Consider the following 26,966-nt stretch of genomic DNA (forward strand, 5'->3'; position numbering starts at 1 on the left):
CTGATGGTAGTGTGGGGTTACCCATGTGAGAGTAAGTCATCGCCAGCTCATTATTCTAAACACCCCCTTCAATAGAAGGGGGTGTTTTTTTATGCAGTAAAGAATGAATTAAAGATATAAAAATAAAAGCCCTCATTAGAGGGCCTTGTATCAAATAATAGATTAAAGTTGTCGTCGAGCGTGTTTTAACGCAGTTCTTAGGCCTTCCTCTACCGTTGGATGGTAGAAAGGGTGATCTAGAATTTCATCAACAGTAAGATCACTGGAGATAGCCCAAGCGAGCAAATGTGCTAAATGTTCTGCTGAATAACAAAGAAATTCTGCTCCGAGAAGTTTACGTGAGTGTCGATCGACATAAACCTCTACAGCCCCAATATTTTGTCCATTTACAATCGCTCGTCCTTGCTTTTCGTAGGATACGATACCTGTAACGAACTCATGATTGGCTTTACGCAGTGTTTGATAATTGGAGCCGATCCCTGCCATTTCTGGCGAACTAAACATAATACCCAATGGGGTAAGACTTTTTTTCTGACTCGATTGATGTTGATTGAGGCAATTATGAACCGCCAATTTACCTTCATAAGACGCTTCATGCTGGATAGGCGTTGAAGTAAATGCATCACCTACAATGTAAATGGGGTAGTCACCAAGCTGTTTAGTGGTTGGATCAACAGGTAGTTGCTTTAGATCAATAAATTCATCATTTATATGTTGAATATTTAACGTATCTAAATTCGTAGTACGACCAGTCGCAGATAATAGGTAATCAACTTCTATAGCTTTATTGCTACCATTTTCGATAAAGTTAATTTGAACCTTATCTTCGCCTAATTTCTCAACCTGCTCGGGTAAAATCTCATATTTGATATTTAATTCTTTTGAGAATATTTCTTGAGCAAGCGTTTGTAAGTCTGGGCTAGTCAATGAACCAATTTTTTTACTGCGAGCAAAAACTGTTGTTTCTACACCTAGACGCTGCATGGCTTGTGCAAGTTCGATTGCAATGACACCGCTTCCAATTACAGCTAAACTTTTTGGTAAAGTAGGTATTTCAAAGACTTGATCAGAAGTTAAATATAAATGACCAAGTTTTTGTTGCCAATTTTGATTTACTGTTGGTCTTGAACCAACAGCGATAATGAACGATTTAGCTTGGTATTTCTTATTATTAACATTGATTGTGTTTGCATTTACAAATGTTGCGCGACCTGAAATTTTGTGCGCTGTAGGCCATGAATTAACGTCCTTCAATGTTGCTTTAGTAAATCGATCACGTAATTGCTGTACATGTTGCATAACATCTGTAGTGTCAATTTGAGAAGAAATTTTTAGCCCAAGTTGTTCTGAAGTTCTCGCATTATAGGCAAGATTAGCTGATGAAATTAGAACTTTACTCGGCATACAACCTACTCGAGCACAAGTGGTATCCCACGGACCGTCGTTCACAACAAGTATATTTTGTGTAGTTTTAATGGCTTCTTTATAAGCTGAAATACCAGCAGTACCAGCTCCAATAATAATGATATTGTACATATTGTATTGAATAAGAATGAGTTGAATTCACTATATAAAAAAACCTTCGATGAAGAAGGTTTTTTTTCAAATTATTACACTTAAACCTTTAACTTTTGGTGATATCCACATTATTGAAAATTTGTATTATTTAAAACTAAGTATTTTCATGGTTGTTATTGAAAGAAGATGAAAGAAAAAGGCGCTTGTGCGCCTTTAAAATGAATAAGATATATTCATCTTACAATGATGTACCTGCATGCACACCAACAGTTGGTTTTACATTCATCGATGTGCAACCGAATAAAAGAAACGAACAACATAATGCAATACAAATTTTATTCATGAATGAGTCCTAATGAATTTGCTTTATTAAATAGTAACGTAGAACGACTACCTGACTTACATACTAAAAGTATAGGTTTAGGTAGACTATTGTAATACTTCGCAAACTCATGAACATCTGCATCTGTTATTTGACCTGAAATAACAGGTTGGTAAATCAAACTGATTTTAGACTTTTCGGCTAAAGCTCTTAATTCACTTGCAGTTGTTTCGTTACCTGATTCTTGATCAGGACGGTTAACGATCACAGACTTAAATCCCTGCTGCATTAAGGCATTGAATTTTGTAGACGTCATATGGCCCGATACACTCACAGATGGATTAAGTGCTTTACTGAGCGGTTCTGATGCTGAATGACTTAGCGTTACGATACTAAAAATGAAGGTGGAAAGGATGAATCTAAACCACATCTTAGTCATCAAGCAAATCCATTTGTTTTGCTAATTGGTAGAGATTGTTAGAGCGATTTCCCGTACGACAGAACATTAATACTGGTTTTGGTAGCTCATTGAAATGATTTGCAAAAGTACGAACATCAAGCTCAGTAATTTGACCTGCAACTACAGGTTGATATACATAATCTAAGCCTTGAGCGCGTGCAGCTTCTTCAATTTGGGCACTTGTTGGCTGTTCTGGTCCGCCTTCCATATCGGGGCGATTATTAATCACAGATTTAAATCCTTTTTCAACAACTTGAACTAAATGTTCTGGCCCAATTTGACCAGCAAAACCTACATTTTCACTCATTGCGTCACTCCCAAAATAAATTAAAAGACTATGCTACTATCATAGCATCTCGCTCTGATATGAGCTGTGATCGACACAAAAAATTTAAAATAAAAATCGTATGAATACATGCATGGAGCACCTATGTACGATTACACCGTAGAGCCGCTGTACGTACAAAAAGCAAATGAATTGATCGCTGCTGACCTTTATTTGCCTGTCAAAGTTAAAAGACCTCCTGTGCTTATTATGGCGCATGGTTTTGCAGGATTACGTCAATTCAAATTAATCCAATATGCGCAACGTTTTGCTCAAGCAGGTTTTGCGGTTGTACTCTTTGACTATCGTTGTTGGGGAGGCAGTACGGGTAAACCAAGAGAAATGGTCTCTGTCCGTCAGCAGCTAGAAGATTGGTATGCTGTGATTGCGCATATCAAATTATTCCCTTTGGTTGATGGGCACCACCTTTTCTTATGGGGAACGGGTCTGAGTGGCGGATATGTTCTAAAACTTGCATCTGAGTTAAATGGGATTTGGGCTGCAATAGCGCAAGTACCCTTTGTGGATGGAAATGCCAGCGGTAAAATATATCCAATTCAACATATGGCGCAGGCTTTAAAGTTATCGAGTCAGGATTTAATGGCAGCCAAAGTTGGACGTATTGGAAAAACAATGCCTGTCGTTCATCCCTATGCATTAAGTTTCTACCCGAGTCAGGATAGTTATCAAGGGTATATGTCGATCGTCGATTCAAACTATTATTGGAGCGGTGAGGTGCCTGCAAGAGCTATGTTAGACGTCATACGATTTCGACCGATTACTACGGCAAGAAGTATTAAAATTCCTGTGTTATTTATAGCTGCCAAGAAAGATGCAATTATCCCCATAGAGATTAGTCGTGAAACTGCAACCAATATGGCACCTTATGTGGAATACCATGAGTGGAATATGACACATTTTGATATTTATCAAGCAAATTGGATGGAAAGCGCAATCAAGCTTCAATTAGAATTCTTAGATCAAAATAGAGGAGTAAACTCATGATTGTTGTTTGTCCATCTTGTGGCGCAAAAAATCGTGTACCTGAAGATAAAATCCAATCTCAGCCGAATTGTGGTCAATGTCATGAGCATTTGATTCCGCTTGCCCCTATTGAGCTGAATGAGCAAAACTTTAGTAACTTTATTACCAACAGTGATTTACCAGTATTGATTGATCTTTGGGCAGAATGGTGCGGACCTTGTAAAATGATGGCACCGCATTTTGCTGAAGTAGCTAAATCAAATCCGCATGTGGTTTTTGCGAAGATAGATACTGAAGCGAATCCGCGTTTAAGTGCTGCCTTTAATGTTCGTAGTATTCCAACGTTGGTATTGATGAATAAAACGAATGAAATTGCTAGAATAAGTGGTGCATTACGTGCAAATCAATTACAAGATTGGTTAGATCAGCAATTAAATGCTTAACCAATAGGCCAATATTTGGAGTAACTGTGTCAGATTCTCAACTTAAGCCAGAAGGTACATTATCCCTTCAAACCATTGCTATGCCTGCAGATACCAACTGGAGTGGGGATGTTTTTGGTGGTTGGATTGTTTCACAAATGGATTTGGCTGGAGCTATTCATGCAGAGCGTTATACAAAAGGTCGCTGTGCAACCATTGCAATTAATCAAATGACATTCCTTGTGCCTGTTAAGGTAGGTGATGTCATTAGTTGTTATACTAAAATTTTAAAGCTCGGAAATACCTCAATTCAAATGCAAATTGAAGTATGGGATAGTCACGACTCTTCACGTCCAGCGAAAAGAGTGACAGAAGGTGTTTTCACTTTTGTTGCGGTGGATGTAAAAGGGGCAAAACGTCAGATTCCAGATGATGTTAAACAAAAGTTTCAAGAATCTCTAAGCATCTAATCACAAAAAATCCCAACATTGTTGGGATTTTTTATTAGGGAAACTTTTTTAGGATCAATATGATCATGAGCTTTATTGCTTAAGTTGAGATTTCGAAATCCAAGCCCAGAGCATTTCACATTGAATTGGTTCTTCGCCAGACTCATCTGTCACGATCACTTTGACAAGGGTCTCACCTTTTTCAGACTCTTGCATCTGTTTTTGTTGATCATCAGTCAATGTAGCGACTGCGGTCATCGCACCTTTAGATGGGCGTTTGAAATCTACTTTTAAACTTTTTATTAATACAATTGAGGTATCGGGTACATTCATGCCGGTAACAAAGCCTGTAGCTGTTTCAGCGATCAGCGCCATTGCGCATGCATGCACTTGACCAATATGATTTTGCATTGCTTTATGGTTTTCGATTTTAACGACAACTTTAGCATGACTAACTTCAAGATAACGTAATTTGGCAGTTCCCACCATTGGAACGACACGGCCAAAAGCTTTGCTCCATAAAGTACTACGGATACCTTGTGGAAACTTAGATGTCGCTTTTACTAACTTAGATAAACGATTGCCTTTTGCCATGATCAGTTCCTATGATGGAGCAAAGAGATTAGTCTTTGAAATTGTTAAATTGAAGTGGGATACCGAATTGTTGTTCTTTTAAGAACGCCATAACTTGTTGTAATGTATCGCGCTTCTTGTCAGTGACTCGGATTTTATCGCCCTGAATAGAAGATTGCACTTTGATACCACTTTCTTTAATGGCTTTATTAATTTTTTTTGCTGTATCAGAGTCAAGACCGTCTTTAAGTTTAATCACTTGAATGACATTTTTGCCAGATGCTGTCATTTTTTGCGGATCTAGTGCTTGAACGTCGACTTTACGTTTATAAAAGTGATTTTCCAGCATGTTGTAAACTTGCTCACATTGGAAGTCACTTTCAGTCGAGATCTTAATTTCTTTATTTTTTTCGTTTAATTCGATCGAAACGTCTTGACCACGGAAGTCGAAACGCGTTCCGATTTCCTTTTGTGTGTTTTGAACTGCATGATTTACTTCAAAAATCTCTAATTCTGAAACAATATCGAAAGATGGCATAGTTTAGACCTTTACAAATAGAAAGAATATCTGAGATGCTAGGGATGTTTTCTTCATTTGCCAAGTGTTGTTTACATCAAAGGAGTGCGCAATGATCCGTAAACAAGAAATTACAACATTTGAGTTCCCAGCTGACGCGATTATCTGGGATGTACGTGATACAAGTGCTTATGCTGAAGCACATGTGAAAGGAGCGGTGAACCAACCGATTTCCACACTTTCAGCAGATAGTCTGACTCAAGTTGCAGCGGATCAACCGATTTACATTTTATGTGGCGGCGGAAGTAAAGCACCACGTGCTGCAGAACTATTAGAAGGCTTTGATAGTTCACGTGAATATGTGGTCTTAATGGGTGGTACTCGTGCTGCTCGTGAGGCAGGATTACCTTTAGAGCAAGGTTAATCATGGTTGAAAAAAAGCGCCTTATGGCGCTTTTTTAGTTTCAATAAATCATGGTGATTGAGTTTTAGCCTGAAAATATGGCTTCTTTATTCTTACTTTCTTTCTAAATCGATGAACATTGAGTTTATTGAGTAAAGTTTCAGATACAGGGCATGCTGTTTTTAAGATTTGAGCCACTAGAATTTCAGCACACAAAGGAGCAAATAAAAAGCCTTTAGAGCCCAAACCTGAGAGTGTATAAATTTCAGTATCAGATTCAACCTGACCTAAAAGCGGAAAATAATCCTGACTTTGTGCACGAACAGAAGCTCTACCATGCCAAGAATGATGGTCAGGAAATTGTGCAGCAATATCTGGTGCGAAATCTGCAAGTAACCTGTAGTTATGTTCATGATCTTCATCAAGAACATCTTGATCATCTCGATTAGGGTAAAAAGAAGCACCTAAAATGATTTGATGATCATTTAAAGGCATACAGTAGCCACCATAGCTATATGCTTCATGTTTCTTGAACTGTGTGGATGAAACATGGTTAAACCAGCTAACTTGACCACGTATTGGTTTTAAAATCGGGAAATCATCAAAAAGATTCATACTTTCACGGGCACAACAAATAATCACATGGTCAAATTGATATTGTTGTCCAACATGATCTGTTATACCGACTTGATGATTGGCAAGTAGATCCCACGATTTGATTGTAGCTTGCTGAAATTCGATCAGTTCATTCGATAATATTTCTTTAGCCAAATCATGTGGTCTGATTGTTCCAGCCTGTTTCAAGGTGAGGAATGCTTGGTTGAACAGGCTGTTTTTAGCAGCACAATTTGCTTCGAGTATGTTTTCTGGATATTGATTTGCAAGATCGAGAAGTTCATCAGCGTGTTTAAGAGGGATTTGATGGACTTGCGCGGCGTCAAAGGCTTCAAATTTTGAATAATGGTTCATTGCATGTTGCCATGCTAATGTCATTAAATGATCGGCACTTTGTTCAATTGGACAGAGCTTGGGATTCAATAAAGCCAGAGGATTTCCTGACGCGCCACTTAATGGCTCATGGCGGTCAAATAGGCTGACGCGGTGACCTCTTAATGCAAAGGCATAGGCACAACTTAAACCCGCAATTCCAGCGCCTACAATGCCTATACGGCGTTGAGAACTTGAGTGTGGTTTGTATTGGTAATCTTCGGGAGAGAGCTCACTTTTTTCAGCCTCTTCGTCTAAAGGCAGTAAAACTCCCTTTAGCATTTCACGTTTGTGTCCGAACCCTTTTGGGCGTGTAATTTTCACGCCGTGTTTTTTTAATCCTCTTTTGAGGATTCCAGCAACACTGAAAGAGGCAAAAGTAGTTCCAATATCTGATAGTCGAATAATTTGATTCAGAACTTGATCTTCCCACATATCTGGATTACAGGCAGGAGCAAATCCATCTAAAAACCATGCATTGACAGTGCTAGTTTTGGCAATGACTGGAAAAACATCATGTGCATCACCTAACCAAATATCAATACTAAAACGCTCATCTGGAAAATGAAGGCGGTGGCATCCTGCAATCGGCAGTGGATATTGGGCAATGAGTTGATCTGATAAATGTTTCAGTTCAGGCCAAGCATTTAAAGCTCGGATCAGATCAGCCTTGCTCAGTGGAAATTTTTCCACCGTAATGACATGCAGTTGACTATGATTATTTGGACGAATTAATTGCCAAAGTTGCCAAAGAGTGAGGATATTTAAACCCGTGCCGAAGCCAGTTTCTCCGACTGTGAAATGTTCAAATGGTTTTAAGTCCGATAGGCGTTCATGTAGATCATTACCATTGATAAAGACATGACGAGTTTCAAGAAGGCCATTGGCTTTTGAAAAATAAACATCACCGAAAATTTTAGAAACTGGAATATCGATTCCATCAACGAGTTGCCAATCGAGATCAGCAGTTTGAATGGCCTGAGTCAAAATTTGAAACCTTTGAAAAGCGTGTCAGTGGTTTACCACTGACGACGTCGTTTTGTATAGATGTAACTGGCAATAATAAAGCCGACAAAAATACCGACAGCCATTGTTGCTGCACCGTACAAAAACATTTGAGCACTACGTTCACTTTGAAGCACCTGAATTTGTACACCTAAATTATCATTTTTTAGTTGTAATTCTTGATTCTGTGCTAAAGCTTCTAGGTTTGCTTTTTCAAGCTGTTGGAGACGTGTTGCTTGGTCTTTGACTAAAGCCTTTACTTTTGCTTCTTGAAGCGCTTTATTTCGTGCAATTTGTTCAGCTGTAAGTGGCTTTGCAGGCGTAGCTGTTGCTGGCTGAGACTGTGCAACTGGATTCGCTGGTGCAGCAGTAGTTGCTGCGGGTTCAGCCCAAGCTGAAGATACCAATGCAAAACTGATGAAAAGAGCAGAGCGTGTCAAATTCATCATCTTATTCATGTGGTAATGCTTTATTAAAAGGTTTTACGTCAATGCTGGCATAAATACCTTCTTTTAAAAAAGGCTCATCTGCTAACCATTCATCTAACGCTTCACGGCTTTCAAAATCTAAAATAAGGGTGCTGCCATAAAATCCAGCTTGTGGGTTATTACGAACTTTTGGCATCGCGCCAGCGACGATTACGCGACCTTCCTCAGCCAGTTTTTCAAGGCGTGCAAGGTGTTGTGGGCGTGTTGCTAAGCGTTTTTCAACAGTACCTTCTTGGTCGGTACACGTCACTACAAATAAGGGCATGGCGAAATCTCTATATCCTCTTTCAACACGATTATTCTTCTGCAGATTTAAAGTGTTTTCGTAAAATGATGAATTGAATAATGATAAATGAAAACATCACAATCATGTCACCAAAAGCAGTAAATTCACCCCAATATTTTCCATCCATGAACACGAAAGCAAAGAAAATATGCAATGATGCCATACCAACAAACATCGCGGCCCAAGCATAGTTTAAATTTTTCCATCCCTGCGGTGTTAAATTTAAAATAGGACCAAATAAGCGTTGAATGAGAGGTTTGCGGTCTTTACCAAAATAAGGTGAAATTAAGAAAGCACCAGCAAATACAAAATTCAAGATCGCTGCTTTGAGACGAATATAAAAATCATCACTCAACATGAGAGTAATCCCACCAAAAATCACCGTCATAAATAAAACAATCCATTGTTGTTTATCAAGGTGAAATTTTTGACGGACAAATAATGCGCCGTAGACCACGAGCATAGAAATGATTAAGCCCGTTGTAGCAACGAGAATATGGTTATTATCGACGCCACCTGCAGAGCCGATCCATTGCAGTAAAGGGTGATTGTTATCTTTGGGATCGACAGTTTTGTAAAGCCAAAAGAAAATTATGAGTGGCACAAAGTCTAAAAGTGCTTTCATGTTAAAGTATCTATGCAGTTCAGGTGGATGGATTAGTATAAAAGATGCAAGGCGTAGATTTACACACACATAGTAATATTTCTGATGGAACTTTGTCGCCAGAGTTACTGGTTCAAGCTGCGCTCGAAAAAGGGATACATACCCTTGCACTGACTGACCACGATAGCATGGATGGTTTGGTTTTGGCTGAAAAAGTTGCAAAAAATCAACCAATTCAAATTATTTCAGGTGTGGAAATTTCAAGTCAGTGGTCTAGACCTTCGACCAAAAAAAGTTATGGTGTGCATGTGGTCGCACTGAATATGCAATCACCTGATCCTTTGCATAAGCTACTAGAACAACAAAAGATAATTCGAGCTGAACGTGCTCAACTCATCTGTGAATTGTTGAAGCCTCTTATTGGAGAGGATATTTACGCGGATGTGGTTGCGAAGGTCGAGGGTATACCTGATCGTGTGACACGAACCCATATTGCGAAGACGCTGGTCGAGAAGGGTCATGTTTCACGTCCGCAACAAGCTTTTGACAAATATATCAAGGAAGGTAAAAAAGCTTATGTTCAGTTTGAAGGACTTGGTCTGGAGGAAACGATACGTGTAATTCATGAGGCTCAAGGGTTTGCTGTTTTGGCACATCCTACCCGTTATGATTTATCTGCGACGAACATTCGTTATTTGATTGAAATATTTGCACGTTACGGAGGCGACGCAGTTGAGTTGCCACCTGCGATTGAGCCTACCTCGACGCGACAAATGGTAGACCGAATGATTGCCGAATTTGGGCTTAAAGTATCAGTTGGAAGTGATTTCCATGGAGATAATATGCCATGGATAAAATTGGGGAATATCCCTCAAGTGAAAGAGGGACAGGTTGGCATCTGGGAAAGTTTTATTGTATAGAAATTCTCTTATAACAACGGATAAGAGAATTTTAGGCGTTGATCAGACATTAAGTTGTCATGAATCAAAGTAAGTTGTGATCTTGGGCTTGGATCGGTGGAGGAGTTGGTTTTCCTAAAGTCCCGAGTAGTTCAATCTCGATTGTACGAACCATGGCATCGAGTGGAAGATCATTACTTTGCGTACCAAAAGGCTCTTCTATTTCAGAGCTGAGCGCATCAAGCCCCAAAAACGTATATGCTAAAATACCGACTAAAAGTGGCGTCGCCAAACCGAGCACCGAGCCTAAACTAAATGGAAGCATAAAACAGAAAAAATAAACGGTACGGTTTAAGAGTACTGAATAAGCATAAGGTAAAGGAGTTGTAGCAATACGATCACAGCCTGTTTGAACCAAACTTAATTCAGTTACATGTTGGTTCATTTGTGTATAAATAATGTCTGAAATTTCGCCTTCTTTCAGTGACTGCATCAACTCCCATTGAATCAAACTTAATGTGTATTGTGGTGCATTGGCTTGCTGGTAAAGTTGAGTTAAAGCTTGTGGGCTCATGCCACTGGTTTGATGCAAAGCATCGGGACTGACTGTTTGATGACGAAGACGGTCACGCAGTACGTTAGCAAAAACAATCATATGCTGAATTACACGTTCACGACGACCTTGCGGCAAGATCCGGCAGTCTCGATCGAAATGTCGAGCATTGGCGATTAAGCTTCCCCATAATTTACGCGCTTCCCACCAACGGTCATAACATGCCGAATTTTTGAAACCTAAAAAAATCGACAATACTACTCCGATCAGTGTAAACCCAACCAAAGGAATTTCAGGGAATCTATAGAGATTTATATATTCAATTCCCCCCACGATTGCTGAAATCAGCATAACGATTCCAAGTGGAGGTAATACCTTCGGTAAGATGGTTCCACGCCATGAAAATAATAGTTTTAGCGTATCGGTTTGATCACGAACAATCATGTAAATCAATCTTTCATTTTTCTATGATCTTCACTAGTTCAGCGAGTATTGTCAATGATAAAAAATGGAAACTTCGAGCAATTTTATTCTGTAATTTATAGACTTATTCTCGGATCAGTTGGTGCTCCATAAAAGAGTAGCTGCCTTCGGTGGAAATGATGACATGATCGAGTAATTTAACCTCAATTAAATTGCAAGCTCTACTTAAAGATTTCGTCAAATTGATATCGTCAATTGAGGGCTGAGGAATTCCTAAAGGATGATTGTGTGCAATAATCACAGCACTCGCCTGAGTGTGGATGATATGTCGAATAAACTGATTAATTGAAACTGCACAGTGGTTAGTAGAACCAAAGAATAATTTTTTAAAATTAATTTTTCTGAGCCTTGCATCTAAACAGAGTACCGCGAAAATCTCTTGAGATTCGCCAATAAGTTCATAGCGAAGATAATCTTGAATTAAATCAGAGCGACTTAAATCAATTTGTTGGTTCAATTGATGTTGCAAGTAACGCCGTCCAAGCTCTTTTACAGCCATCAATTGAGAGTATTTAGTGTCTCCCATGCCATGGAACATGCGAATTTCGTCTATCGATGCATCAAACACTGCATTTAAGCTTCCAAAATGTTGCAACATCAATCTTGCTAATTCGACCGCAGAATGTTGTTGAGATCCTGATCTTAAAAAGATGGCGAGGAGTTCTGCATCAGAGAGGCTATGAGCACCTTGGCGGAGTAATCTTTCTCGCGGTCGTTCTTGTTCGGGCCATTGTTTGATCGAATTATTCATTATTATTCACTGTTTTAAATTATTTTAACTTTTGAATATTCACCAAGGTATATCTTGGGTGGCAGAATATTTAATGCTATTGTGAGCGCCACTGCAATAAAAAGGTGACGTGATCTTGAGTTTTGATCTTAGTGTGTTCTCCAATAAAAATATTATTCTTGCTGTTACTGGTGGTATTGCTGCTTATAAAAGTGCCATCTTAGTACGCCGACTTAAAGATTACGGATTTAATGTCCGAGTTGTAATGACTCAAGGTGCCCAAGCTTTTATTACGCCGCTTACCTTTCAAGCATTGTCGGGTAATCCAGTACATACTGAACTTCTAGATACAGAAGCTGAAGCTGGAATGGGGCATATCGAATTAGCACGATGGGCGGATTTGGTGCTTGTCGCTCCTGCCAGTTGTGACAGTATTGCTAAATTTGCTTGCGGACTAGCGGATGATTTACTCAGTACACTCTATTTGGCAACAAAAGCACCTGTTTGGATCGCACCAGCCATGAATCAACAAATGTGGGCGGCTAAAGCAACACAGCGCAATTTGAGTACTTTGGTCGATGATGGTGTGCATGTCATTATGCCTGAGGCGGGTTCTCAAGCGTGTGGCGATGTTGGATTAGGACGTATGCCTGAGCCTGAAGATTTAGCTGAACAGGTACGAGAATATTTCCATAAAGCGCAGCGTGCAATTGCAGAAAAATTTGGCTTGCTGGCGGGTAAAAAAGTGACGATTACAGCAGGTCCCACTCGAGAGGCAATTGATCCAGTGCGCTATATTTCAAATCACAGCACTGGAAAAATGGGGTTTGCTATTGCTGCTGCATGTTATTCAGCAGGTGCTGAGGTGACACTGATCGCGGGTCCTGTCAGTTTAGATACACCGAATGGGGTGAAGCGTTTAAATATATCTTCAGCGAGGCAGATGCTTGATTTAAGCATGAATCAGTTGGAAACAGGATGTGATGTATTTATTGCGACAGCTGCCGTAGCGGATTATCGTGTTGCAGAAGTTGCGGAACATAAAATCAAAAAAGCTGGTGATGAGTTAGCTGTCTCTCTTGTTAAAAATCCTGATATCGTGGCGACGATAGCTTTGCAAGACAAACGTCCATTTATGGTCGGTTTTGCAGCTGAAACGCGTAATGTTGAAGAATATGCCGCAGGTAAATTGGTGGCTAAGAAACTAGATATGATCGCATGCAATGATGTTTCAAGAGCGGATATTGGTTTTGCTTCAGATGAAAATGCGATGACTGTGTTTTTTGCTGAACAATATGAAATGGAAAAACGTGATCTTGAAAAAGCTTCAAAGCAAGAAATTGCACAACAATTGGTTGAAGCTATCCATGATGCATTACATCAAGAAAAACGACCTGTTTAAATGTAGGATATAAAAAAGACCGCAAATGCGGTCTTTTTTATAAGGGTAAACTTAATCAGACGATTAAGCTTGACCTTCAGCAGCTGCAGCTTGAGCGCGTTGCATGTTCGCCTCAAACTCAGCATCAAAGTTAATCGGTGTAAGAAGTAATTGAGGGAAGCTACCTTTAGTTACAAGATCGTTCACCGCTTCACGAAGGAATGGGAACAAAATATTAGGGCAATAAGCACCAAGAATGTACGGAAGACGTTCATCTTCAACGCCATCAATCAAGAAAATACCTGATTGTGTTACGTCTACGATAAATGCAGTTTCACCTGCATTCGCAGCTTGTACAACCACTTTTAAAGAAACTTCAAAATGAGTTGGATCTACTTTTTCAGCTGATGAAGAAAGATTGATGTTTAACTCAGGTTGCCATTCTTTTGTAAAAACCGCAGCACCAGGAACTTCAAAAGAAATGTCTTTTGTATAAATACGTTCTAATGCTAATTGTGGTTGAACTTGTTGTTCTTCACTCATTCTTAATTCCTTAGATTTAGTGATTATGCCAATAATTCGTCTAGTTTACCTTCACGCTCTAAAGCATAAAGTTGGTCGAAACCACCGATGAATTGATCTTTAATGAAAATTTGTGGCACTGTGCGGTGGTTGGTTTTTTGCATTAACTCAACACGAACCTCAGGTGCTTCTTTTGATAAATTAATTTCTTTGTACTCAATGCCTTTACGTTCAAGGAGTTGCTTTGCACGTACGCAATAAGGACACATCGTTGTTGAATATACAGTCACTTGAGCTGTCATTTTACAAACTCCTTAAGCTTTTTTGCTTTTTACTAAAGGTAAGCCTTGAGCTTTCCAGTTACTGATGCCACCGTCTAAACGATAACTATCTGTATGACCGACTTGTTGTAGAGCAGAGCCTGCAACTTGGCCTAAATTACAAATGAATACCAATGGACGGTCCGCAGCTTTTAATTCTTCAACATTTGCAGCAATTTGACTATATGGAATATTACGACTACCGCTAATATGACCTTCACGGAAATCTTTAGCATCGCGCAAATCAATCAGCATCGCATTTTTAGCTTTCACTAAAATTCCGAGCGATTGTGGAGAAATTTTACGACCACTACGTTGTCCTTCAAAAACGAAAAACAAAACAATAAGGGCCCCTAAAATTGCAAATAAAAAGGGGTGATTCCCCATAAATTCGAACCAACGTTCCACAAATCACCTAATGACTAATTAAAAACTGCGTTGAGTATAACGTATATATATGGTGATCAAAATCACCGCTTCAAGGGTGCACTTAAAGAAAACTAATTTTTTTGTTGCGCCTCAGTAATCTCATCAATTAGACGTAAATAACTTTCTAAACGTCTTTGTAAAATATCACCATTTTTGACACCTTCTTTAAGCGCACATTGCTTTTCGTGCGTATGGGTGCAATTGCGATACTGACAATGTCCTAAGAGTGCAGAAATTTCAGGAAAGCCACCATCGATTTTCTCATGATCTAGATGCCATAAGCCAAATTCACGAATACCTGGGGAATCGATTAAAGCACCATTTTCACCAAAACGAATTAAACGTGTTGAGGTCGTGGTATGTTGACCGAGTGCGGAGTTTTCTGAAATGACATTGGTTTTTTGATCAGCATCAGGAATGATGGCATTAATAAGTGTACTTTTCCCAACACCTGATTGACCTACAAATGCAACAGTTTGGTTGTCAATACGTTGAATCAACTCATCTAAATTACCATTGGATTGGGTCAGGATGAAATCATAACCAAGTTGACGATATTCTTCTGCTAACAGCAAAATTGGATCATTTTCTTTCAGTAAATCACATTTGTTTAATACTAATAAAGCAGGAATATTGGCATCTTCACATGCAACCAAATAACGATCAATTAGGGTTGGTGCAGGTTCTGGTAACGGTGCAATCACAATGACGATCAGGCTGATATTTGCAGCTACAGGTTTTACTTTGTGATAACGATCTGGGCGAGTCAACAAGGATTGTCGCGGTTGAATCGCTGTGATAATACCTAAGCCAGTATTTGGATCTGCTTGCCATTTTACGCGATCACCTGTAACCAATAATTCTAAATTGGTACGGGTATGACAACGCCAAACGCTATTCAGCTCAATAGGTTTCCAAAAAGGTTCTGGCTCACCTTCTTTGGTATCTGGTTTTATTGGATGTTGATCAGGCAAGGAGAGGGCTTGTACTTCGAGTTGTCGACCATAGTGTTGGACGACTAAGCCTTCTAAGTCGTGAGACGTGTCGAGTTCTTCTTGACGTGTTTGATGTTGTTTCTGAATACGACGTTGTTGTTGCTCTGTCAAACGACGCTTACGAATTAAAGCCATTCACAACCTAAAAAACCTTGAAATTTAGATGGCAAAAATAGCATGATGAGCCATGGATTTACAGCCAAGATCGGAATAATTTGCTACTATCCATCTTTAATTTAGCCCAATAAGATTGCACTTTATGAGCAGCACCCCTGATACCCGCTTAATTTGGATCGACCTTGAAATGACAGGGTTAGATACAGACAATGATCAGATTATTGAAATTGCAACGATTATTACGGATGATCATTTAAATATTCTTGCTGAAGGCCCAGTGTTAGCTGTACATCAGTCAGATATTATTTTAAATGCGATGGATGAATGGAATACACGTCAGCACGGGCAATCTGGACTTATTGAACGCGTACGCCGTAGTAAGTTAACTGCGCAAGATGCTGAGCAACAAACACTTGAATTCTTAAAAAAATGGGTCAATCCAAAATCATCTCCAATGTGTGGAAACTCAATTTGCCAAGATCGCCGTTTCTTACATCGTTTAATGCCAGAGCTTGAGCAGTTCTTCCATTACCGTAATTTGGATGTGTCTTCTGTTAAAGAGTTAGCAAAACGCTGGCGCCCAGAAATTATGAGTGGTTTAAAGAAAAATGCTTCTCATCTTGCGATGGATGATATTCGTGACTCAATTGCTGAATTGAAGTATTACCGTCAATATTTTTTCATCTCAAATAATTAAAACGTTCTGTTGAAATTTTAGAAAAGGGGCTAAGGCCTCTTTTTTATAGATTTTATAAATGATCTAAAGAACAAAGTATTAATTAAAATGTTTAAAAGTTGATAGCAAAAAATAAACTGACTTTTATGCTGATAGATCCCAGAATAGTGAAAATTTAAGAATGATAACAGAGACTAAGTTATGCAAAGTAGTAATCCGATTTTAACCCGTGTAGAGACTGTATCCAATTATCAACAACCCATGACCATTCAAGGCGCGATTCAGAAATCAGTTGTATTAACTGTGATTTCTGCAGCGGTGGGTATCGCGCTGTTTATTTATAGCTTTATGACTTTAAATGTCTCACTCGCTTATGCCAGTGCGATGGTGGGGGCGATTGGTGGATTCATTCTGGCACTCATTACTACTTTTAAGCCGAATACTGCTCGAACTTTGGCTATTCCATATGCTTTATTTCAAGGTGCATTTTTAGGGGGGATTTCAGTCATATTTCAACTGAAATATCCTGGTGTTCCTTTAAAGGCTTTGCTCGCAACATTTGTCACGACTTTGGTGATGTTCACGCTTTATCGTTTTCAAATTATTCGTGCGACTGAGAAATTTAAAGCGGTTGTGTTGTCAGCCACCATTGCGATTGCGATTGTATTTGTTCTCCAATTTATTATGAGTCTAGCTTTTGGTTCGAGCATTCCATATATATTTGATAATAATTGGCTAGGTTTAGGATTTGCAGCTTTTGTGGCCATTATTGCATCATTAAATCTAATTTTAGATTTCGACTTGATTGAAAATGCCGCAGCTCAATACGCGCCTAAAGCGATGGAGTGGCTATGCGGTATTGCCTTGTTAGCCACTTTAGTTTGGATGTATTTCTCTTTCTTGCGTTTAATTGGTCTACTGTCTAGTAATGACTAATGTCGTTCAGCTAAGGCGTGTAAAAAGATCAGACTGATGTCTGATCTTTTTTTAGCGTCTAATTCGGTTTAACAATTTTTTGAAAAAAGATGCATTATGCAATTTCGTAAATGCTCTAGACTTGGCATCATGCATGAAAATTAATTTAAGTGAGAGTCACATGGCACAAGGACTATTAGCAGGTAAACGTTTTTTAATCGCGGGTGTTGCGAGTAAATTGTCGATTGCATTCGGTGTTGCAGAAGCTTTACACCGTGAAGGTGCAGAATTGGCATTTACCTATCCTAATGAAAAAATGAAGAAGCGTGTTGATGACTTTGCTGAACAGTTTGGTTCAAAACTAGTTTTTCCATGTGATGTTGCTGTTGATGCTGAAATCGAACAGGCATTTGCTGAATTAGCAAAACATTGGGATGGTTTGGATGGCGTAGTGCATTCAATTGGTTTTGCACCAGCACATACTTTAGATGGTGATTTTACTGAAGTTACTGATCGTGAAGGTTTTAAAATCGCGCATGACATCAGTGCCTATAGCTTTATTGCCATGGCTCGTGCGGCAAAACCACTTTTAACTGCTCGTCAGGGCTGTTTGCTCACACTCACTTACCAAGGTTCAGAGCGTGTGATGCCAAACTATAATGTTATGGGATTGGCGAAAGCATCTTTAGAGGCTGGCGTTCGTTACTTGGCTTCAAGTTTGGGTGCTGAAGGAATTCGTGTAAATGCGATTTCAGCTGGTCCAATTCGTACGCTTGCGGCTTCAGGTATCAAGTCTTTCCGTAAGATGCTTGATCTGAATGAAAAGGTTGCACCTTTAAAGCGTAATGTCACGATTGAAGATGTAGGTAATGCGGCATTGTTCTTGTGTTCACCATGGGCAAATGGTATTACTGGCGAAATTTTATATGTAGATGCTGGTTACAATACGGTTGGTATGAGTGCAGATTTAATGCTAACAGAATAAATCTCATCGTAAGAAGAAATAAAAATCGGCAATTTTATTGCCGATTTTTTTACATTTTTTAAAGTTCATTTATGTAACCAAGACTAGGTAAATCGTATTTTTTTTGATTAAATATTAAGAAATTCTTTAGCTTTATTAAATTATAAAAGACAGATAATAACCATGCTTGCCAACATCTTTTCGGCATTGGAACAGCTCGGCCTAACCGCCCAAAACAGAGCCCTCCACATCCAATTCAGTCATTCACAGCTGAATAGCCAAGTCTTCCTACAACGTATCGATGGCAGCCATGCCCTTAACGAAGGCGTGCAAGCAGAACTCGTCTGTCTCTCGACCAATGCCTTAATTCCACTCAAACAATTCATCGGCACACAAGTCGCCGTCGATCAAGTCACTGATCAAGGAACCCTGTTTAGAACCACTGGCATCATCACCGAAGCCTCACAAGGACAAAGCGATGGGGCACTGACCCTCTACAAACTCACGCTCAACGATGCAACAAACTTGTGGCACAAACGCCGCAACAGCCGCGTATTTATGAATAAATCCGTGGTCGAAGTGGTGGAAATCCTCTTTGAAGAATGGCAAAACAAAAGCCCACTCTTTGCCTCGAGCCTCAGCCTAGACCACAGTGGACTACAACAACAATACGACATCCGACCCTTCATCATGCAAAGCAACGAAAGCGACTACGACTTTCTGACTCGCTTACTACGCAGTGAAGGCATTAACTGGCTCATTGATGAAGCCCAACTGATTGTACCGAGCAACAACAGCCCGATCGAAGCACAAAAGCTCCGCCTGATTGACGACAACAGCCAATACCAAGCCCTTAACCGACGCAACATCCGCTACCACCGTAGTGATGCGACAGAACAATTTGATACCATTACCAGCTTTATCGGACAACGCAGCCTACAGCCCACTGCAGTCCACCTACAACGCTGGCAAGCCACAGCCCTCGAACAAGAAGAAGGCGCAGGCTCAGTACAAAGCAAACACCAACACAGTGACCACCAAGACAATGCCAGCCTAGGCCTCGAACAAGCATGGCACATCAGCCCTGCATGGATCCAAGACCTCAAAGGCGAAGACCAAGCCACCGCATCAGGCAACAGCCAAGTCGAAAAACTCAACCAACACCTCAGCGACTACTACGCCGGACAAAGCAAACAATTCATCGCCAAAGCCAGCGTCAGAGACAGCCAAGTCGGCTACTGGTTCAAACTCGATGGACACCCAGAAATTGCACAACACAGCGGAGCTGACCAAGAATTCCTCATTGTTGGCAAACGCTACTACAACCAAAACAACCTACCCAAAGACTTAGACCAACAAGTCCAACAACTGCTACAACGCAGCCAATGGACGCCAAAACACAAGACAAACACCAACCAAGCAACCCACAAGGATCAAGAACGCCAAGCCAGCGAACTCATCCTACAACGACGCAACATCAAAACCGTACCCGAATACAACCCCTTACAACATCGACCCAGCACCCATCCGCAACGCGCCAAAGTGGTGGGACCTGCAGGAGAAGAAATCCATGTCGATGAATGGGGACGCATCAAAGTACGCTTCCTGTTTACCCGAGCAGAAGACCACCAATTTGATGGCGGTGCCGGCAGTAACAACAACGACACCGATTCAGCTTGGGTCGATGTACTGACCCCATGGGCAGGCGAAGGCTATGGCGCACGCTTCCTTCCTCGAATCAATGAAATCGTGGTTATCGACTTCTTTGACGGCAACATCGACCGTCCCTTTGTGGTGGGCCGCCTACATGAAGCCCAACGCAGCCCAACCCGATTCGACAGTCAAGGCCAACTGCCGGACACCAAAAAACTCGCAGGGATTAAAAGTAAAGAAGTCCAAGGCGAAGGTTATGGACAACTCCGCTTTGATGACACCACAGGACAAATTTCCACTCAACTGCAAAACACCCACGGGGCGAGCCAACTTAACCTAGGGAATCTCAGTCATCCCAAAGCAACCGCAGAAAGTGAAGGACGAGGCGAAGGCTTCGAACTCAGAACTGACCAATGGGGTGCAGTACGAGCGGGAGAAGGCATACTCATCTCCACCTACAAACAAGAACAAGCCAAAGCAAACCATTTAGATGCAAGTGAAGCTAAACAACAACTCGAAAGTAGCTTAAACAACGCCAAAGCCTTAAGTGAAGTGGCAAAAAATCAACAAACTGATCCACTCAGCTTACTCGAAAACCTACAGGGCTATCTCAAGAACTTAGAGAGCGAAGACCAAAGCAAAGCCGCAGCTTTCAAACAAGCGATCATGCTCTTGGCTTCACCAAGTTCAATTGCAATAGAAAGTAACGAAGACATCCACCTCAGTGCAGATGGGCAGATCAACCAGATTGCACAAGGAAGCGTTAACACCAGCACCCAAGACAGCATCCTCAGTCATGCCAGTAAAAAGATCAGCTTATTTGCCGCTCAAGAAGGAGCACGACTGTATGCAGGGAAAGGCAAGATCGAGATTCAAGCTCAAGGGGATGGTGCTGATCTGATTGCCAGAAAGGGTGTGCAGATTATTTCCACGGAAGATACGATTTATATCACCAGTCCGAATGAAATTAATCTAACTGCAGGCGGCTCTCAAGTGAAACTAAATAGTTCTGGGATATTACCAACCACGGGCGGGAAGTTTGAAGCGAAGGCGGGGCAACATAAGTTTATTGGAGGTGAGAAAGTCAATACACGACAGCCTGAATTAGCTTTACTACCTGATTATTATCTAACCTATATTGCAAAAAATGCCGTAGGTAAACCTATAAAAAATCGTAAGTATGTAATTACTTTGCCAAGTGGTGAGGAAATAGCAGGTAAAACTAATGATCAGGGTAGAACGAAAAAAATTGTTACAAAAGGACCACAGCAAGTGTCTATTACACTTGAGGATTTACCAGAAGAAAATAATAGCTATCAAATCTTAAGAGAAAATACAAATGAGTAAAATAAGATTAAAATTATTTATTAAAGAGTTACCGACTGGTAAGGTTACAAATATTTCAAATACAAATTATATAATTACTAAATATGATCAGAGTATAAATGATTTTGAAAAAGAAAAACAAAATTCTATTTTTGGTATACCTACACTAGCTAATATTGAGAAAGCTGAACATAATGTTAAAGAGTTTAATAAATATATATTAGATCAAAAAATAAAATTAGGTAACCCAAAAAATATATTTCCTGATAGAAAAGAGATTATTTCTCATTATAAAAGTAGATCTTCAAAGACAAATAATGATGGCTATACAGAAATTATTGATTTACCCATAGGTAAGTATGCAATATGGTTATCACGAAATGGTCAAACTAATAAGATTTCACGGATTAAACAAAACTCTGATATTTTATTGCATGGTTTTGAAATCACTAAAAATGTTAATTCATTAATAAGTTTAGATATTCAAGTGAAGCAGTACTATTGCTATAAGCTTATCGATGCAAATACTCAAAAACCATTATCAAATGTAGAATTTGATTTATATACATTGGAAAATAACAAACCTAAAAAAATTTCTAGAAGTGATATAAAAATTAAAAAGACAAATATTAAGGGGTTAACTCCTGTTATTTATACCATTAAAGGTGAGGTGATTTTTGTAAAATTTAAAAAGGGGGAGATTGAAAAACAAGTGGAATTAGATTCGATTACGCCATATTTTTCATTTTCAACAAATAATTATCAAACTATAAAATGGCCTGCTGTTAAAGCTCAAACTGAAAAACCTGCTGATACAAAAGCAAATTTGCAACAATCTACAAAATTACCGTTTCTATTTGATTTGTTAAACTGTGAAGTATGTGTTTTAGATCCTCAAAATTTTGCAAAGTTTGAGAAAGAAAGTTCGGAATTGGAGACTGTTATATATAATTCAGTCGAGCTTAAAGAAAGAAGAGCTTTATTGCTAGAGAACCGTGAAGCAAATCAAGCAGAGATTGCGAAATTAGATAAAGAGATAGATGAAGTAGATAAAAAAATACAAACTCATTTAAATACAAATTATAAAGCCAAAAATGATTTGGTGGAATTATTTGTTGCTACGTCGCATTCCGTTAAAGATTCTAATCGAGTTCAATCGGGCTTTAAACGCAAATATCTGAGAATGTCTCGTTACCAAAAATACAAGCTTGAACGTCTTAACAAAGCTAATTTTAAAATAGATAAATTGACCCAAGGACTTCAAGATTCTGTTAAGAATAAGAAAATCACGCCAGAATTACAAAAGGCTGGATTTGAAGAACTTAAGAAAGTGAATTTAGATCTGGTTAAATATGAATGGTTTAAAAAAGATGGGTATGCAGATTGGCCAAATGGTGTAGGTGGCGCTTTCTATGAGAATATTCAACATTCCGATTCGTTTGATACAACTAGGGATGCGCAATGGTTAAGAGCAGTAGGTGGCGCATCTGCATCAGGTAGTGCTAATTGGAATCCTCTAAAAGGAGAGATTGGAGTTAAAGTTAATGCAACTGCACAAGGAAAGCTTGTACTAGTTGAAAAAGCCTTCAAAGCTAATTTATGTATTCCCAGTCGAGCAGGATTTAGTCTTAAATATAGAGATATTTATTTGGGAGCGATGAGATCTATAATTAGTGGTGAAGTAAGTGCCTTTGTAGGTGCTAAGGCTGCTTTGGGAATTGGTCTTAATTTAGGTTTCAGTTTAGCAGGTGAACCTGAGCTTTCTGCAGATGGGAACATAGAGCATAATTCAAGTTCATTATCAGAAAACTATGATAATAGGAATAAACGCCCGACTTTTGTTGTTGCTAAAGAAGGGGAAGAAGTTAAATCACAGAAAGGTGTGAATGCTAATGCTAAAGCAGGAATAGATGTATTTGCTGGTGCAGAGGGAGGGATAAAAGTTGGAGTAGGCCTAGAATGGCTGTCACCAGAATCCAAAAAATTTGAAAATATTGCGTCTGTAACACCAAAATTAACTGGTCAGATTGGTGGTGGCGCAGGATATAATTTTGAAATTTATTTTAGAGATGGGCAATTTCGAGTTAAAGCTAAAGCCTCACTTTGTGCAGGCGTTGGAGCTAAAGGGGAAATTGAACTAACTGTCGGTGCAAATACGTTAGTTCAATTCAATAAATGTTTAAATTATCAACTAATTCAAAATGGGACTAAATTATTACCTTATATTGCTGAAGATGCATTTACTTATTGGAAGGAAATTCAGCTGGTAACAATTATTGAGGGTATAAAACTTGCGTACCATACAGTTGAACAAATTGAAGAAATGTATATCACTTTATCTAATAAGTTCAAAAAATCGAGAGAGATAAAAGAACTTGCTATAAGAATTAATAATAGTTCTAACTTTTTACTTTATGCGACACCTGAAGCAAAAGGTATTTTGTTATTTGCATTAATGAATGACGAGACTTTTTCAAATCTATTCGATCGGCCAAAAATAGACGTAAATAATATAGAACTGCATTTCATGCCTGAGCGGAAAAAAGCGATTATAACAATTTTTAAATCTATTGTGACTAAATCAGCTTGGGATAATACATTGCAACATATGACTCCTAATGGTGCGAAGTCTAAAGAGTCAATTGCTTGGATGGAGTCTCGAGTTATCTTCTTTCTCAATAATGGTAGAATGTTAGCCAACCAGTATGAGGTAAATGATGCAATTAGTGAAGGTCGATCATGTATATCCCCACCAAAAACAGGCAATTCACTCTTAGATGAGTATATTCGACTCAGATGCTCGTTAATAGAAAAATATCCATTAGGTGCAGCAATTGTAACTCTAGATAGCCCAGAATATAACTTAATTGCTTTTGAAAGTGATAATTCTGGTAGTGACAATGATTTACTAATAGCTTCAGATATAGAAATGTTTGATGATTTAGAAAATGATAATCCTCATCAATCTTATAACGCTTAATTTCATGAGATTCTAAATTTAAATTAGGAAATTAGAATCTCATTAAAAATTTAAGCTGTGCATCTAAATGAAAAAGATTTACTTGCATCGCGGATTTTACCATCAGTGCCTTCACTTACAGCTTTAGGATCAGCTTTTTTCCTAACTATGTTGATACCCTCTCCATGTTTTGCATTATCACCTCCTTGAGCCGCTGAACTTCTTACAGATTTAAATTGTCCAAATTTAGGTCCTTTAGGGTTATTTATCTCGGATGTTTTATAATAATCTTCATCATACCAATCGAGGACCCATTCTTTATTATTAGTGACCATATCATAGAAACCTAAAGGATTAGGTGGAGTTTCTCCTAATACAGGCAGGTGACTAAAGTTATGATATCCATATTTCTCACCAATTTCTCTATATTGAGAAAAGCTGAAAACATTAACGCCATTTTCTATATTGCCATTGTTGGTTGCATAGGCAACATATTGCCCTTTATTACGAGCTGCATATTCCCATTGTGCTTCAGTTGGCAAATTCATTTTTTTCCCTATTTGTTTACCTAACCATATACAATAATTTTGACTTTGTTGCCAATTGGCACCAGCTGGCAATTTATCGAATACTGCTTTAGGATAATCGTCTAAATATTCTGGATGAGTAATGTTATTTGCATCTAGATAAATTAAAAAATCAGCTAATGTAATTTTATTATTAGTCATTTCAAATGAATCAAGTATTACCTTGTGAGGAGGCTTATTATCATCATCAGGAGTAAAAGGTAGTTTTTGTTCGTGAGGATCTAAAGTATTTCCTTTTGGATTTTTTAAAGCTGCACTATTTGGAACAGTTTTTTCAAGTTCAGGAGTAACAAGTCCGAAGTCTCCCATGAGATATTCGCCACCTTCAACAAAAATCATATTCTTTTTAGTTTTTTCAACTAGCTGATCAATTCTCTTTTGTAAAACAGGGTCTTGTTTAGAACTTACAGAATGTTTTGATGTTGGCTCTGAAATTGCTGATTCAGTCTTAGATTTTGCACAAGCAGTCAGAGCAATTGTAGAACATAAAAGAGCAACTAAATTTTGTTTGATCATCTTATTATTCAGCAAATTAAAGAAATTATATTAGATATCATAATAAAAGTATAAAAATAGAGAAAGTTCGGTTTTGTAATATTGTGATGATCAAATTTTTGGTATTTGTAGTTTGAAAGACAACTTGAAAATAGATCAGTTTAAAAAAAGCCCTTGCGGGCTTTTTTACTTGAAATCACGGTAACTGCTGAATCGGACTGCCACCCAATGCTTGCAGTAACATCACATAAGCATTGTACTGAGTCTGTTTGGCTTGAACCAAACTCAAACGTGCTTCACGAGTAGTGCGCTGGGCATCGATCAAGTTCTTCAGCGCAATCGCACCATTCTTATAACGCACTTGCGTGAGTTGTTCCGTTTTCTCAGCGAGTTGAACATTACGTTCTTGTAAAGCGACTTGTTTGTCTATTTCATTGCGTGCAGATAACGCATTTTCAACATCGGCAAAAGCTTTGTATAAGGTCTGACGGTATTGAATAATTGACTTTTCATAATCCAATTCGTTCACACGTAAATCACGTTTCATGTCATTCCATTGCAAGAAGGGTAGTGTAAGACCCGCACCCAATATTGCCGCAGGATTCGACAGAACATTGCTGAGCGAAGTGCTTGAGCCTCCAGTAGCTATACTACCCGTTAAATTAATCGAAGGGTAATAACTGGCTTTATTCGCATCTTTATTGGCAAGTGCTTTGCGTAAACGTAACTCGGCTGCTTGCAAATCAGGACGGCGCGATAAAAGCTCAGCTGGTAAGCCCGATTGAATTTGCGGTAGGGCAGAGTGTGGTAAACGCTGTGGCTCCGAGATATTCAACTGTTGCACAGGTTGATTGAGCAATACCGCAAGAGCAGTTCGAGTTTCAACTTTTTGCTGTTCGATCTGACTTAACGTAGCTTTTTGACTTTGAACAGCTTGTTCAGCTGATGTTAAATCAAGACCTGATACCGCCCCAGCTCGATACTGGGTTTGCACTAATTCATAAGTTTTCTGCGTACTCGCCAAATTTTGTTGAGCCACAGATAGGCGTTCGTTGAGATATCCCAATTGCCAATACAATTGTGCAGTTGTCGCAATCAGGCTTTGTGCAGTGGCTTGTAAATCTTGCTCAGTCGCAAGCGCTTCCCATCGAGAGGCTTCAGTTTGATTGGCCAATTTACCGAACAAGTCTAGCTCATAGCTTAAGCCAGGATAGTTCAGTGAAATACCATTTGAAGAATCGCCATCACCATCTAAACTAAAGCGATGACCGACCGATGCACCTGCATTGCCAATACGCACACCTTGCTGACTTTCAGATTGCTTGGCTTGAATGCGTGCTTGTTGCAAATTAATCCCAGCAACAGCTAAATCAGTATTACGGGCAATTACTTGTTCAACCAATTGGTTGAGCTGTGCATCACCAAATAATGTCCACCATTGATCATGAAAAGCCTGTTGGTGGATATTTTGGCTGAGTTGCTGGCTGTTTTGAAAGCCCTGTGGAATATTGACTGCAGGAGCTTGATAAGGCGTTTTCACTACAGCCGCACAGCCGACTAAAGAGCCTGTTAATGCTAAGGTCATGAACAGTTTATGAAGTTGATTACGCATAGTTATA

Annotated in this window: 28 protein-coding genes; 11 read left to right on the forward strand and 17 right to left on the reverse strand. The window is 39.1% G+C overall.

Features of this window, described 5'->3' with window-relative positions; translation table 11 throughout:
• Positions 1-162 precede the first annotated feature (162 nt).
• The 3 genes from AC1M9P_RS06880 to AC1M9P_RS06890 all read right to left on the reverse strand — a co-directional run bounded on the left by AC1M9P_RS06880 (position 163) and on the right by AC1M9P_RS06890 (position 2,607).
• Positions 163-1,536, reverse strand: a complete 1,374-nt coding sequence (locus AC1M9P_RS06880; RefSeq protein WP_481587133.1) for a dihydrolipoyl dehydrogenase — start codon at positions 1,534-1,536, stop codon at positions 163-165.
• 317 nt (positions 1,537-1,853) lie between these two features.
• Complete coding sequence (locus tag AC1M9P_RS06885) at positions 1,854-2,279, reverse strand: protein tyrosine phosphatase family protein (protein ID WP_092768903.1); 426 nt, start codon at positions 2,277-2,279, stop codon at positions 1,854-1,856.
• Positions 2,272-2,607 (reverse strand): protein tyrosine phosphatase family protein, encoded by a 336-nt coding sequence (locus AC1M9P_RS06890; RefSeq protein WP_035269714.1) that lies wholly within the window; start codon positions 2,605-2,607, stop codon positions 2,272-2,274. The genes AC1M9P_RS06885 and AC1M9P_RS06890 overlap by 8 nt, the downstream gene beginning before the upstream one ends.
• A 123-nt stretch (positions 2,608-2,730) precedes the next feature.
• On the opposite strand from AC1M9P_RS06890, the gene AC1M9P_RS06895 reads away from it, so the two are divergent.
• The 3 genes from AC1M9P_RS06895 to AC1M9P_RS06905 all read left to right on the forward strand — a co-directional run bounded on the left by AC1M9P_RS06895 (position 2,731) and on the right by AC1M9P_RS06905 (position 4,501).
• Positions 2,731-3,630, forward strand: a complete 900-nt coding sequence (locus tag AC1M9P_RS06895; RefSeq protein WP_481587134.1) for an alpha/beta hydrolase — start codon at positions 2,731-2,733, stop codon at positions 3,628-3,630.
• Complete coding sequence (gene trxC / locus AC1M9P_RS06900) at positions 3,627-4,052, forward strand: thioredoxin TrxC (RefSeq protein WP_180000527.1); 426 nt, start codon at positions 3,627-3,629, stop codon at positions 4,050-4,052. Before AC1M9P_RS06895 ends, trxC begins: the two co-directional genes overlap by 4 nt.
• An 80-nt stretch (positions 4,053-4,132) precedes the next feature.
• Positions 4,133-4,501, forward strand: a complete 369-nt coding sequence (locus AC1M9P_RS06905; protein ID WP_218945426.1) for an acyl-CoA thioesterase — start codon at positions 4,133-4,135, stop codon at positions 4,499-4,501.
• 72 nt (positions 4,502-4,573) lie between these two features.
• On the opposite strand, the gene AC1M9P_RS06910 is transcribed toward AC1M9P_RS06905, so the two are convergent.
• Both AC1M9P_RS06910 and AC1M9P_RS06915 read right to left on the reverse strand, forming a co-directional pair.
• The gene (locus AC1M9P_RS06910; RefSeq protein WP_481587135.1) at positions 4,574-5,074 is read right to left on the reverse strand and encodes a DUF4442 domain-containing protein; all 501 of its coding nucleotides are present in this window, start codon (positions 5,072-5,074) and stop codon (positions 4,574-4,576) included.
• Positions 5,075-5,102: 28 nt separating this feature from the next.
• On the reverse strand, positions 5,103-5,591 hold the full coding sequence (locus tag AC1M9P_RS06915; protein ID WP_035269703.1) for a YajQ family cyclic di-GMP-binding protein: 489 nt from the start codon (positions 5,589-5,591) through the stop codon (positions 5,103-5,105).
• A gap of 91 nt (positions 5,592-5,682) precedes the next feature.
• Between AC1M9P_RS06915 and AC1M9P_RS06920 the strand changes: the two genes are divergently transcribed.
• Positions 5,683-5,994 (forward strand): rhodanese-like domain-containing protein, encoded by a 312-nt coding sequence (locus tag AC1M9P_RS06920; RefSeq protein ID WP_180000521.1) that lies wholly within the window; start codon positions 5,683-5,685, stop codon positions 5,992-5,994.
• A gap of 48 nt (positions 5,995-6,042) precedes the next feature.
• Here the strand turns inward: AC1M9P_RS06920 and mnmC are convergent, their stop codons facing one another.
• The 4 genes from mnmC to AC1M9P_RS06940 are packed head-to-tail and all read right to left on the reverse strand — an operon-like array spanning position 6,043 to position 9,364.
• Positions 6,043-7,947 carry a bifunctional tRNA (5-methylaminomethyl-2-thiouridine)(34)-methyltransferase MnmC2/FAD-dependent 5-carboxymethylaminomethyl-2-thiouridine(34) oxidoreductase MnmC1 gene (gene mnmC / locus AC1M9P_RS06925; RefSeq protein ID WP_481587136.1) on the reverse strand — a complete coding sequence of 635 codons (1,905 nt, stop codon included), beginning with the start codon at positions 7,945-7,947 and terminating at the stop codon, positions 6,043-6,045.
• A 32-nt stretch (positions 7,948-7,979) separates the two neighbouring features.
• Complete coding sequence (locus AC1M9P_RS06930; RefSeq protein WP_481587235.1) at positions 7,980-8,414, reverse strand: SH3 domain-containing protein; 435 nt, start codon at positions 8,412-8,414, stop codon at positions 7,980-7,982.
• Between the two features lies 1 nt (position 8,415).
• On the reverse strand, positions 8,416-8,718 hold the full coding sequence (locus AC1M9P_RS06935; protein ID WP_481587137.1) for a YciI family protein: 303 nt from the start codon (positions 8,716-8,718) through the stop codon (positions 8,416-8,418).
• 31 nt (positions 8,719-8,749) lie between these two features.
• Positions 8,750-9,364 carry an inner membrane-spanning protein YciB gene (locus tag AC1M9P_RS06940; protein WP_035269690.1) on the reverse strand — a complete coding sequence of 205 codons (615 nt, stop codon included), beginning with the start codon at positions 9,362-9,364 and terminating at the stop codon, positions 8,750-8,752.
• A 44-nt stretch (positions 9,365-9,408) separates the two neighbouring features.
• Here AC1M9P_RS06940 and AC1M9P_RS06945 point away from each other — a divergent pair, with 44 nt between their 5' ends.
• Positions 9,409-10,263, forward strand: a complete 855-nt coding sequence (locus tag AC1M9P_RS06945) for a PHP domain-containing protein (RefSeq protein ID WP_035269688.1) — start codon at positions 9,409-9,411, stop codon at positions 10,261-10,263.
• A gap of 64 nt (positions 10,264-10,327) precedes the next feature.
• Here the strand turns inward: AC1M9P_RS06945 and AC1M9P_RS06950 are convergent, their stop codons facing one another.
• Together AC1M9P_RS06950 and radC are read right to left on the reverse strand one after the other, a co-directional pair.
• The gene (locus tag AC1M9P_RS06950; RefSeq protein ID WP_035269686.1) at positions 10,328-11,239 is read right to left on the reverse strand and encodes a bestrophin family protein; all 912 of its coding nucleotides are present in this window, start codon (positions 11,237-11,239) and stop codon (positions 10,328-10,330) included.
• Between the two features lie 103 nt (positions 11,240-11,342).
• The gene (radC, locus tag AC1M9P_RS06955; RefSeq protein ID WP_035269684.1) at positions 11,343-12,029 is read right to left on the reverse strand and encodes a RadC family protein; all 687 of its coding nucleotides are present in this window, start codon (positions 12,027-12,029) and stop codon (positions 11,343-11,345) included.
• A gap of 115 nt (positions 12,030-12,144) precedes the next feature.
• Between radC and coaBC the strand changes: the two genes are divergently transcribed.
• Positions 12,145-13,410, forward strand: coding sequence for a bifunctional phosphopantothenoylcysteine decarboxylase/phosphopantothenate--cysteine ligase CoaBC (coaBC, locus tag AC1M9P_RS06960; RefSeq protein ID WP_481587138.1), 1,266 nt, complete (start codon positions 12,145-12,147; stop codon positions 13,408-13,410).
• Positions 13,411-13,473: 63 nt separating this feature from the next.
• Here the strand turns inward: coaBC and secB are convergent, their stop codons facing one another.
• The 4 genes from secB to rsgA form a co-directional block, all read right to left on the reverse strand.
• Complete coding sequence (gene secB, locus AC1M9P_RS06965) at positions 13,474-13,932, reverse strand: protein-export chaperone SecB (RefSeq protein ID WP_035270796.1); 459 nt, start codon at positions 13,930-13,932, stop codon at positions 13,474-13,476.
• A gap of 23 nt (positions 13,933-13,955) precedes the next feature.
• Positions 13,956-14,213: a glutaredoxin 3 gene (gene grxC, locus AC1M9P_RS06970; protein WP_035270794.1), complete on the reverse strand. Its 258-nt coding sequence runs from the start codon at positions 14,211-14,213 to the stop codon at positions 13,956-13,958.
• A gap of 12 nt (positions 14,214-14,225) precedes the next feature.
• Positions 14,226-14,639 (reverse strand): rhodanese-like domain-containing protein, encoded by a 414-nt coding sequence (locus AC1M9P_RS06975; RefSeq protein ID WP_035270792.1) that lies wholly within the window; start codon positions 14,637-14,639, stop codon positions 14,226-14,228.
• Between the two features lie 92 nt (positions 14,640-14,731).
• The gene (rsgA, locus tag AC1M9P_RS06980) at positions 14,732-15,790 is read right to left on the reverse strand and encodes a ribosome small subunit-dependent GTPase A (RefSeq protein ID WP_035270790.1); all 1,059 of its coding nucleotides are present in this window, start codon (positions 15,788-15,790) and stop codon (positions 14,732-14,734) included.
• A gap of 124 nt (positions 15,791-15,914) precedes the next feature.
• Here rsgA and orn point away from each other — a divergent pair, with 124 nt between their 5' ends.
• From orn to AC1M9P_RS07005, 5 genes are all read left to right on the forward strand, one after another.
• Positions 15,915-16,469: an oligoribonuclease gene (gene orn, locus AC1M9P_RS06985; protein ID WP_035270788.1), complete on the forward strand. Its 555-nt coding sequence runs from the start codon at positions 15,915-15,917 to the stop codon at positions 16,467-16,469.
• A gap of 180 nt (positions 16,470-16,649) precedes the next feature.
• Positions 16,650-17,384 carry a Bax inhibitor-1/YccA family protein gene (locus AC1M9P_RS06990; protein ID WP_481587139.1) on the forward strand — a complete coding sequence of 245 codons (735 nt, stop codon included), beginning with the start codon at positions 16,650-16,652 and terminating at the stop codon, positions 17,382-17,384.
• 160 nt (positions 17,385-17,544) lie between these two features.
• Complete coding sequence (locus AC1M9P_RS06995; protein ID WP_092768909.1) at positions 17,545-18,348, forward strand: enoyl-ACP reductase FabI; 804 nt, start codon at positions 17,545-17,547, stop codon at positions 18,346-18,348.
• A 162-nt stretch (positions 18,349-18,510) separates the two neighbouring features.
• Positions 18,511-21,327: a type VI secretion system Vgr family protein gene (locus tag AC1M9P_RS07000; protein WP_481587140.1), complete on the forward strand. Its 2,817-nt coding sequence runs from the start codon at positions 18,511-18,513 to the stop codon at positions 21,325-21,327.
• A complete protein-coding gene (locus AC1M9P_RS07005) occupies positions 21,320-24,286 on the forward strand; it encodes a hypothetical protein (protein ID WP_481587141.1) in 2,967 nt (988 codons plus the stop codon). The genes AC1M9P_RS07000 and AC1M9P_RS07005 overlap by 8 nt, the downstream gene beginning before the upstream one ends.
• A gap of 50 nt (positions 24,287-24,336) precedes the next feature.
• On the opposite strand, the gene AC1M9P_RS07010 is transcribed toward AC1M9P_RS07005, so the two are convergent.
• The gene (locus AC1M9P_RS07010) at positions 24,337-25,368 is read right to left on the reverse strand and encodes a formylglycine-generating enzyme family protein (RefSeq protein WP_481587142.1); all 1,032 of its coding nucleotides are present in this window, start codon (positions 25,366-25,368) and stop codon (positions 24,337-24,339) included.
• Between the two features lie 175 nt (positions 25,369-25,543).
• Positions 25,544-26,959, reverse strand: a complete 1,416-nt coding sequence (locus tag AC1M9P_RS07015) for an efflux transporter outer membrane subunit (protein WP_481587143.1) — start codon at positions 26,957-26,959, stop codon at positions 25,544-25,546.
• Positions 26,960-26,966 lie beyond the last annotated feature (7 nt).

The sequence above is a fragment of the Acinetobacter sp. 25-47-122 genome (assembly GCF_056779695.1).